This is a genomic window from Streptomyces sp. NPDC002076, from assembly GCF_053593835.1.
In genome coordinates this window covers 1-8,434 of record NZ_JBSFDI010000055.1, presented here as the reverse complement: position 1 = coordinate 8,434, position 8,434 = coordinate 1, and the positions used below count along the sequence as shown (strand labels likewise).

9 protein-coding genes are annotated in these 8,434 nt (G+C 66.8%); 7 read left to right on the top strand and 2 right to left on the bottom strand.

The window, feature by feature from the left end; all coding sequences use genetic code 11:
- Positions 1–992: polymorphic toxin-type HINT domain-containing protein (locus tag ACWCQS_RS45830; RefSeq protein WP_451009977.1), on the top strand; the 992-nt coding region annotated here is incomplete at its 5' end.
- Entirely contained in the window at positions 970–1,407 is a 438-nt protein-coding gene (locus ACWCQS_RS45825) for a hypothetical protein (protein ID WP_451009976.1), read from the top strand. The genes ACWCQS_RS45830 and ACWCQS_RS45825, both read left to right, overlap by 23 nt.
- A 149-nt stretch (positions 1,408–1,556) precedes the next feature.
- On the opposite strand, the gene ACWCQS_RS45820 is transcribed toward ACWCQS_RS45825, so the two are convergent.
- Positions 1,557–1,787: a hypothetical protein gene (locus ACWCQS_RS45820; protein WP_451009975.1), complete on the bottom strand. Its 231-nt coding sequence runs from the start codon at positions 1,785–1,787 to the stop codon at positions 1,557–1,559.
- A 97-nt stretch (positions 1,788–1,884) separates the two neighbouring features.
- Between ACWCQS_RS45820 and ACWCQS_RS45815 the strand changes: the two genes are divergently transcribed.
- A complete protein-coding gene (locus ACWCQS_RS45815) occupies positions 1,885–3,459 on the top strand; it encodes an IS4 family transposase (RefSeq protein ID WP_451009978.1) in 1,575 nt (524 codons plus the stop codon).
- Here ACWCQS_RS45815 and ACWCQS_RS45810 read toward each other — a convergent pair.
- The gene (locus ACWCQS_RS45810) at positions 3,377–3,937 is read right to left on the bottom strand and encodes a DUF6817 domain-containing protein (RefSeq protein ID WP_450679075.1); all 561 of its coding nucleotides are present in this window, start codon (positions 3,935–3,937) and stop codon (positions 3,377–3,379) included. The genes ACWCQS_RS45815 and ACWCQS_RS45810 overlap by 83 nt on opposite strands.
- A 153-nt stretch (positions 3,938–4,090) precedes the next feature.
- On the opposite strand from ACWCQS_RS45810, the gene ACWCQS_RS45805 reads away from it, so the two are divergent.
- The 4 genes from ACWCQS_RS45805 to ACWCQS_RS45790 all read left to right on the top strand — a co-directional run bounded on the left by ACWCQS_RS45805 (position 4,091) and on the right by ACWCQS_RS45790 (position 8,039).
- The gene (locus tag ACWCQS_RS45805) at positions 4,091–4,612 is read left to right on the top strand and encodes a transposase domain-containing protein (protein ID WP_451009974.1); all 522 of its coding nucleotides are present in this window, start codon (positions 4,091–4,093) and stop codon (positions 4,610–4,612) included.
- A 36-nt stretch (positions 4,613–4,648) separates the two neighbouring features.
- Complete coding sequence (locus ACWCQS_RS45800) at positions 4,649–5,362, top strand: hypothetical protein (RefSeq protein WP_451009973.1); 714 nt, start codon at positions 4,649–4,651, stop codon at positions 5,360–5,362.
- 145 nt (positions 5,363–5,507) lie between these two features.
- Entirely contained in the window at positions 5,508–6,680 is a 1,173-nt protein-coding gene (locus ACWCQS_RS45795) for a replication-relaxation family protein (RefSeq protein WP_451009972.1), read from the top strand.
- Between the two features lie 39 nt (positions 6,681–6,719).
- Positions 6,720–8,039 carry an AlbA family DNA-binding domain-containing protein gene (locus tag ACWCQS_RS45790; protein ID WP_451009971.1) on the top strand — a complete coding sequence of 440 codons (1,320 nt, stop codon included), beginning with the start codon at positions 6,720–6,722 and terminating at the stop codon, positions 8,037–8,039.
- Positions 8,040–8,434 lie beyond the last annotated feature (395 nt).

The window sequence follows — 8,434 nt, the reverse complement described above, 5'->3', positions numbered from 1 at the left end:
CCGAGGTCGCCGCCGAAGAGCTGTGGACCGTGGAGAAGGACCTCCTCGGCCTCGGACAACTGGAGGACTGCAAGGGCGGCGACGTCATCGCCTGCGCCCAACTCGCGGAAGACGTCACTCTCAGGTCCAAGTTCAAGCTCCTCGAACGAGGGCTGGAAGCGCTTCAGGACCTGCGCCGCCTCCGTTACGCGAAGGGGTGTACGCAGTGTTTCCTGGCCGGCACCAAGGTCCTCATGGCCAACACCGCCCCGCGGAGCATCGAGACGATCCACCCGGGTGACACCGTCCTGGCCACCGACCCGCTCACCGGCCGCACCGCACCCCGCAAGGTCAGCCGTCTCATCATCACCGACGGCGACAAGCACTTCGACGAACTCACCCTCGCCACCCCCGACGGCCTCCGGAAACTCACCGCCACCTACGAACACCCCTTCTGGAGCCCCTCAGCCCACCAGTGGGTCAAGGCCCACGACCTCAAACCCGGCACCACCCTCCTCAGCACCGGTGGCACCACTGTCCGCGTCCAGACCAACCGCGCCTTCGACCAGCACACCCGCACCTACAACCTCACCGTCGACGACCTCCACACCTACTACGTGCTGGCAGGCCGCACACCGGTATTGGTGCACAATTCCACCGGCTGCGGCGGGATTGCGCTCGGACTCAGCGAGATCGATGACGATCCGATGGCTCTGCATGAATTTGCAGACTCAGTCGGCGCCAAGTCGTACCATGACTGGCCCTCCGCCGGTGACAAGTGGGTAAGCGAGTTCAAGGATTATGTGCAGGATGGGAAGACACCGATCCACTTCAATCTGGACGGAATCGACGATCCCAGAGCAGCTGCTCGCACGGGCCGTGGTCTGGATCCGATCTTCGATGGGCACGCCACCGGGTGGGAGCTAAGCTACATCGAGGACAATCCGAGTGCATGGCCTCGCGTCACCTTCTACAGAAACGGGAGTCCTGTTGCCAATCCATTCGCACCCTGAAGAGGAGACACCACAGCCGAGCAGCGCGAGCCTGCCCATCTCCTTCGACCGGAAGTTCCGGCCATGGCGTTACAGCATCAGCCATTCGGAACTCACGTTGCGAAGCGTTGAACCGGCATCCGGGCCCGATTTCATCGAAGTGACCTTCTACGGCGTGCTCGGGATGAAACTGAAAACGGTGTATCGGCCGCTCACCATCGGCATGGCGGATCCGGCTCAGTTCGAGGAAATGTTGAAATTCTCCGGCATCGGAGAGTCTCATTCCCAACGAGTTCACTGTCTGGCGCTGCGGTCCGACAGCGGGGATGGCCTCGTCGCGTGCCTCAGTTACACCATCTGGTCGCACCCAAGGCACTCGGTCCATGAGGCTCCGGGCGCCCCACACGAGGGCTCGGTACTGATCCTCGGAAGCTAGCAAGAGGCACGCTGACAGAGGCGCTCGGCCGGTATTGCCCGGCCGAGCGCCTTCTTCTCGCGTCCATCGAGTGGTGAACGCGGCCGCCCGGGCGGGAGCGCTGCCATGGTCGGTGCGGCTACGGGAGCCTCTTGGCGGAAGGGTGGTGGTCACTGGAGTGCTTCGGCGGCGCCGCCGGCGCGGATGGCGTCGAGTACCTCGTCGGTCTTCTCCGGGATGACCGCCCTGATGCGGCGCCTACGCAGGTAAGCGCGGTTGACGCGGGAGGAGTACGCCGGGACGGGGTGGCCCGGCGACAGGCGGTCTCCAGCGCGGACCTCGCTCCGATTAGCCGTCGGGGAGCCCGCTGGAGTCTTGCCCGCGCCCGGCACGGTCGGCATGTGCCGTGCGCGGCGTCTACCTTTGATCTTGGCCAGTGCTCCACCCTTTAGGGCAAGGCCATGAAGTTACGGGTCGGGTCGTGGCCGCAAGTGAGGGCTGATCTGGGAGGACGCCGGACGCGAGAAGCGGAGCCCCGGTAGAACTGGCTGGTCCGCCAAGACAAGCCGTTCACAAGGACCGGAGGCTCCGCTGTCCGGACAGTCTGTCATCACGCGTGAAATCACGGTAGCTGAAGGTGTCTTCGCCCCGGGTCATCTGGGCGAGTTAACCCAGGTCGTGCCCTTTGAAATGGTCGATGAGGTCCTTGCCGAGTGCGGGGCGGTGCAGCAGCGGCTGCGGAAGCTGCCTGCCCGGGTGGTGGTCTACCTTCTTCTCGCGGCCACGCTGTTCGAGGAATGCGGTTACCCGGCCGTGTGGCGCAAGCTGACCGGCGCCCTTGAGGCACTGCCTCTGCCGGCGGTGACCGCGACCGCGTTGTGGCACGCCCGCACCAGGCTCGGGGTGCGTCCACTGCAGGCCCTGTTCGACCTGGTGCGCGGCCCGGCCTCGGCGGTCCGCACTGCCGGGGCCCGCTGGACCGGGCTGCTGGTGGTCGCGATCGACGGCACGTACCTGGATGTCGCCGACGATGCGGACGTGCGGGCTCGGCTGGGCAAGGGTGCCAACCAGTACACCGCCGCCTCCGGCTATCCGCAGGTCCTGCTGGTCGCTCTGGTGGCCTGCGGCACCCGCGCGGTCATCGACGCGGTCTTCGGCCCCCGCAAACCGGGCGAGCCCGTCCTCGGACGCCGCCTGCTGCGCTCGCTGCACGAGGGCATGGTCGTGCTGCTGGACCGGGGATTTGCCACCAACGCCTTCCTCGAAGCCGTGGACGGCACCGGGGCCGGCTTCCTGGCCCGGCTCTCCGCGCTGCGCAAACCGCCCGTCCTGCGCCGGTTCGACGACGGCTCCTTCCTCTCTAGGATTGGCACGGCCGAAGTCCGCGTCATCGAGTGCGAGATCACCATCTCCACTGCCACCGGGCGGCACACCGGCGTCTACCGCCTGGCCACCACCCTGCTCGATCCCCACCGCTACCCGGCATTCGAGCTGGTCAGGCTGTATCACGAGAGATGGGAAGTGGAGTCCGCCTACTTCGCAATCAAGAAGTCTCTGCTCGGCCGGCGCGTGCTGCGGGCCCGCACTCTGCCGGGCATCGCGCAGGAGATCTACGCCCTGCTGACCGCCTACCAGGTGATCAGGATCGCCATCGCCGACGCCACCAGCACCATTCCCGGGGCCGACCCGGACCGGGCCAGCTTCAGCATCGCTCTCCACGCCGCCCGTAACCTGGACCACGTCGGGATCGGGCCCGGCCTTCTCGATCTGCAGACCGAGTGCCACCGGGTCGTTGAGGAGGCGTACTGCGCTCAGTTGGACACCGTCGTCGGTCTGACGCACGATCACGGACCGCCTGCGGTGCAGGTCGACACCGACGTACTGGTGTCCGTCGTACTCGCTCACCTGGGGCTCCTTCGCCGTCACGAAGTGGGTGACTGGCGTCTACCCAGACCACCCGCGGAGGGCGGGACTTCGCCCCTTCATCGCATCAATACTTGTGGGTGGGCTGGTCCAGCACGCTGCAGCAGTGCGCCCATGCTCGTTTGGACAGCAGCGGCCTCCACCGAGTGAACAGGTCAAGTAGGTCGGCGCCGTAGCGCATGCGGACCTCTGGGCTGATCGCGGCGATGTCCAGCTCGTTGGCGGCGGTGAGTTCAGCGAAGTCCCGACGCGCTTCGAGGCTCGGATGCATCGATGCGCCGGTGAACCGATCGACGAATGTGCCTCGGCTATCCGCCAGTCCGCGGTAGGAGGACTTGCGGTCGCAGGAGGCGTAGAAGTAGACGAGTGCTTCGGCCTCGATGCCGATCGCCTCGACCAGTTCCGCCCGGCGCCCTGTGTCCAGCAGCGCGACCGGGAATCCGTCGGTCCCGTAGAACGCGTGACACAGCCCAGCCGATACCAGCGCCGGGCGAGCGCCCCACGAGGTGAGAAGGTCGCTGACTCGCTGCAGGTGCGCCAGCAGCGTTCCGCCGGGGTGTTCGATTCCTTCAGCTCCGGCCGCCTGCAAGATCGCCAGCGCCTCTGCGGTCATCTCAACATCACCCATCCGAACGATCGCCGTATGATCTGAAATCAACCATGATCGTAGGGCGGAAAACTGCCGATCATGCTGCAATCGCGTCAGCTCCTCGATCTCGCTGACCGGCAGACGCAAGAAGCGGAGTCCCGATAGAACGACGTTGTCCGCCAAGACATGTCGTTGCCCACGGGAGCTCCGCTGTCCGGTCAGTGTGTCATCACCCGCGAGATCGCGGTAGCCGAAGGTGTCTTCGCCCCTGGCCATCTGGGCGAGTTGACCCGGATCGTGCCGTTCGAGATGGTCGACGAGGCGCTCGCCGCCACCGGCACGACGCAGTCCCGTCTGCGCAAGCTGCCCGCCAGGGGCGTGGTCTACCTCCTGCTGGCCGCCGGCCTGTTCGAACAGATCGGGTACCTCTCGGTGTGGTGCAAGCTGACCAGCGCGCTGGACGGCTTGCCGATCCCGACGGTCACGGCCACGGCCCTGTGGCACGCCCGCGCCCGGCTGGGCGTGCGCCCGATCCGAGCTCTGTTCGATCTGCTGCGGGGCCCCGCAGCCACTGCGCTGACCGACTCGTATGGGCCTGTAACCCAGAGACCATCCGTTCCGGGGCGGCTCGCACCCAAGGCTGCCCCGGAACGCGCGCATGTAGGTACGGGTACTCATGCGGAACCCGCCCGCCTGCCGGGAGAGTGTCTATAGCGCCCAGGCCGGGCGCACCCAGAGGGAAGAGAGAACATGACGGGATCTCGCAAGACCGTGTGGGGCACGGTCGCAACCATCGTCGTGTTAGCCCTTTCCTCCTGCTCGTCCCAGGACCGAGCCACGAGCCCGAAAGAAGTCCGCAAACTCGCCGGCAGCACCGAGGCGGTAGAGGCCCGGCAGAGAGCGGAGGGCCGCCTTCGAGACGTGGTACAGGCATACTCCAACCACACTCCCCTCAGGCTCGGCATGCTTGTTCTTAACGACACCTGCCGCGGGGGCGCGGCGAAACAGTGGTTCGGCTCAAATGGAGATGACCGCTACAAGGTCCGTTGCTCGATGCAGATCACCGCGTACTACGGAGCCGACCCCAAACGCATGGTCGCTGTCCTCGACGGCATACTCACGGCCGGCGACCAATCCGGGTCTGTCATCGCGTTCAACCATGGCGCCTACGGACAATTCATCGACTACTACCGTGGCCAGCGCAGTCACGCGGAAGTGCCCGAGATGTCCAGTCCGTGGCACACCTTGTCCTGGGACCCCGTACGTGACCACCATCCCGACCTGATGGTCAAGGAGCCGGACGAGTGCCCCACTAACGATCCGCCCGTACACCGGTGCCTACGGGAGCAGAAAGACCGATCCGTGGCCGCGATCCGTCAGCGGTACGGCATGGTATTCAAGCTCGATATCGCAGCCCCCGACTATTACAAAGTATCCAAAATGGGTCAGGTCTATACGAGTTAGTTTGCATCTGTGCGGCCAAGCCCTCCGAGCGGAAGCAGGCCAGCACCGCCTCGCATCTCGGGGCGCTCTCCGATCTGCGCAAGCACGGCCTGGTGGAGAACGGCGGCAGATCCCGGGCGGGGACACCCTGCGCAACCTCACGCCCATGGGCCTGAAAGCCGCCTCCTACGAGCTGGGGCGGCAGGTGGGGGAGATGGGCGGCCCGGCCCGTGGCGCGGGCCGCAGCGGCGCCTCCCACCGATGGCGGTCAACGACGCCCTGCTCGCTCCTGCTTCGCCCGAAGCCGGACCTGTCCCAGCTCGATGGCGAGCCGGCCGACGTCCTCGCCGCCGCGCAGGCCGCCGTCGACGCCCCGGCCGGGCTGGCCACCCTCGCCTCCTACGCGACCGAGGTGGCGCTGCCCGCGACGGGCACCTGGTCCAATGCAGGCAATGGCGGCGCCCAGGCGGACATCGTCATCACCGCGCCCGAGGACGGGGTGCCGCTGCTGTTCGTGGAGATCGACAACTGCTACGAGTCCGCGCAGGAACTCGCCGCGAAGATCGGCAAGTACATGCGGTTCTGCCAGCGGAAGGTGAAGGACGCCGACGGCAAGGAGCGGCCGATGTGGCGCACCCGCTGGTGGGCGCCCGACGGACGCTACGGCGACCAGCCACACCCGCCGCTGCTGCTCGTCTTCAACCGCGTGGGCCCGCGCAACCCCCACACCGTCATCGCGCCCGCGCTGACCCACCAGCACTGGAATGGCACCGCGCACGACGGCTTCCACATGTACGACGGCAAGCTCCCCGTCGTGGTCACCGGCATGAAGCAGCTCAAGGAGCACGGCCCGGCCGGGGCGATCTTCCTGCGCTTCGGCCGCCCGGAGAACCAGACGCTCCTGGACGCGATCGGCAACCCGCGCCGCGAAGCCCACGACGCCCGCCAGCAGGCCGAGTACGAAGCCCGCGAGCGGGAGTACAAGGAGCAGCTGCGCCGCGCGGCCGAGCAGCAGCGGGCCGAGAGGGAGGCCCGCCGTCCTGTGTGTGCCGGCTGCGGCACCAGGTTCACGGACGAACGGTGGAAGGCCATCGAGCCCGCCGGGTGGGACGTCCCACGGGAGACCCACCCCCGCACCTGTGCGACGACTGTAAGCAGCGCGCCATCACCGCCAAATGCCAAGCCGAGCAAGCTGGGCCAGTCCAGCGCGAGCACCAGGACCACTACCAGGCGGTGCCTGGGCAGAAGGCTGGCGGCACCTGGCGCTCGCGTTTCCGAACCGGATCCGGGTGACAGCTCCTGCGGTCATCTGCACACGGGTCACGCCGGTACCGCATAACTCGCAGCGGGGGGAAGGGAAGATAGGGATGATGTCGTGATGGTTACCCCACTGTTCGCTGCTTCGATGGCGGATTTGACGATTGAGCGCATACGGGCGCTGGCCGGGCGCCCGGATCAGGTTGAGAGCCAGACGCTGGAGTTCAAGCGTGAGTACTCCTCCAGTCTGTTGAAGTCGATCGCCGCCATGGCCAACACCTACGGCGGCATGATCCTCGTCGGCGTCAACGATCGCGCCGCCGACGGCGAGGACCGGGTCGTAGGCGTCGACGCGCAGAGCGCGCTCGACCAGATCGTCAGTGGCTGCTACGAGAAGTTCGATCCGCCATGGGAGCCCAAGTTCATCACGGTGCCGCTCGACGACGGCTCCGCCCGAAGCGTGATCGTCATCAAGGTCGATCCCAACGCTGCCCCTCGCCCGCTCCTGATGGACATGAAAGCGCCGATCCGGCTGAGCGGCCGCAACGCCTCGGCCGATCGCGATCGCCTCCTGGCCCTTGCACGCGAGGACCGCCTGGCTGAAGCCGTGCCCATGGGGCAGCACGTCACAGCCCCGCAGATTCCGCAGGACAATGATGGATCCCCGACTGCTGACTTTGTCTTCCGCACCGGCATCAACGTGCCGATCGGCGAGGCAGCGGCGTGGCGCCCCCTGTCAGAACGCACGGTCGCGACGCTCACGAAGGCCTTGAATGACTCCCCGCTTCCGCGCGCCCTGCTGGGCATCTGCCGCGGTGCGGTCGACGGCTTCCATCATTTCCGCCGAGCTGGGCACAACCGGTCTCGCAGGGCCCGACTGGCCTGGCACGCCGGCAGCAAGGAACCGGCGGGATTCCCGGTGGAGGCCGTGGTGACGGTCGCACTGCCCGACGTCTACGCCGCCAACCACGGCGTCGCGCACGTGCAGATCGACGTCATCTCCCGTCTGCACAGGTTCGCCGCAGCCCTCGGGGCTCACAAGTTCGACTACTTTTATCCTGTGCCGGATTTGTGTGGCCTCCTGGAAGGCATCCTCGGCACGGTCGTCGACCCCTCCGTCGTTGCGGCCCTGGCGGACCTCGCCGACGTCGAAGAGGTTCTCGTTGCCCAGCCCCAGCAGCTGCACCTCGTCACCGGCGACGCCGTAGCCGCTCTCCTCTATCCCGAAGGGCTGGCCCCGGTGCCGGAAGACTCGGGCGGATCACACGGTGGGATCTTCATGGCGAACCCTGCCCTGGACCTGCGGGTGGAATCCGAGCGCCGTGAACAGGTCGACAACTGGATGCGGCAACTCGGCCTTGACGCTGGGCTGACCGGTATGGAGGCGCTCATCGACCGCATCCGCGCCACACCTTCCGACAGCGCGGCCCCCGCCCGATAGGGATGCGGTATGGCAGCGCTCAGCTCCTTGTCGGCTGCGTCGGCGGTGTGGGTCACTCGCCGAACAGGGGTACCTGCGCCACGTCGACGTCCGTGCGCACGCGGTGTGGACGGGCAGGGTGTCGCCACCGTCCGGCGCTGTCATGGGCGACGTCGACAGCGACCTCCATCACGACGTCGGGCTGCACCAGATGCACATCGAGCGTCTGCTGCGTTCCCCACCCCGCACTGAACGTCCACCCGGTCCAGGGATGGACACCCGAGGGCGGGGCCAGCAGGCCGGCTAGTAGGACTCCGTTAGGTCTGTCTTGATCTTGGTGTGGTCCTGCTGGGCAGTGGTCGGTGGCAGGTGGTGCAGATGCCGGTCCAGCAGTTCAGCAGGTCCTGGAGGGTGTC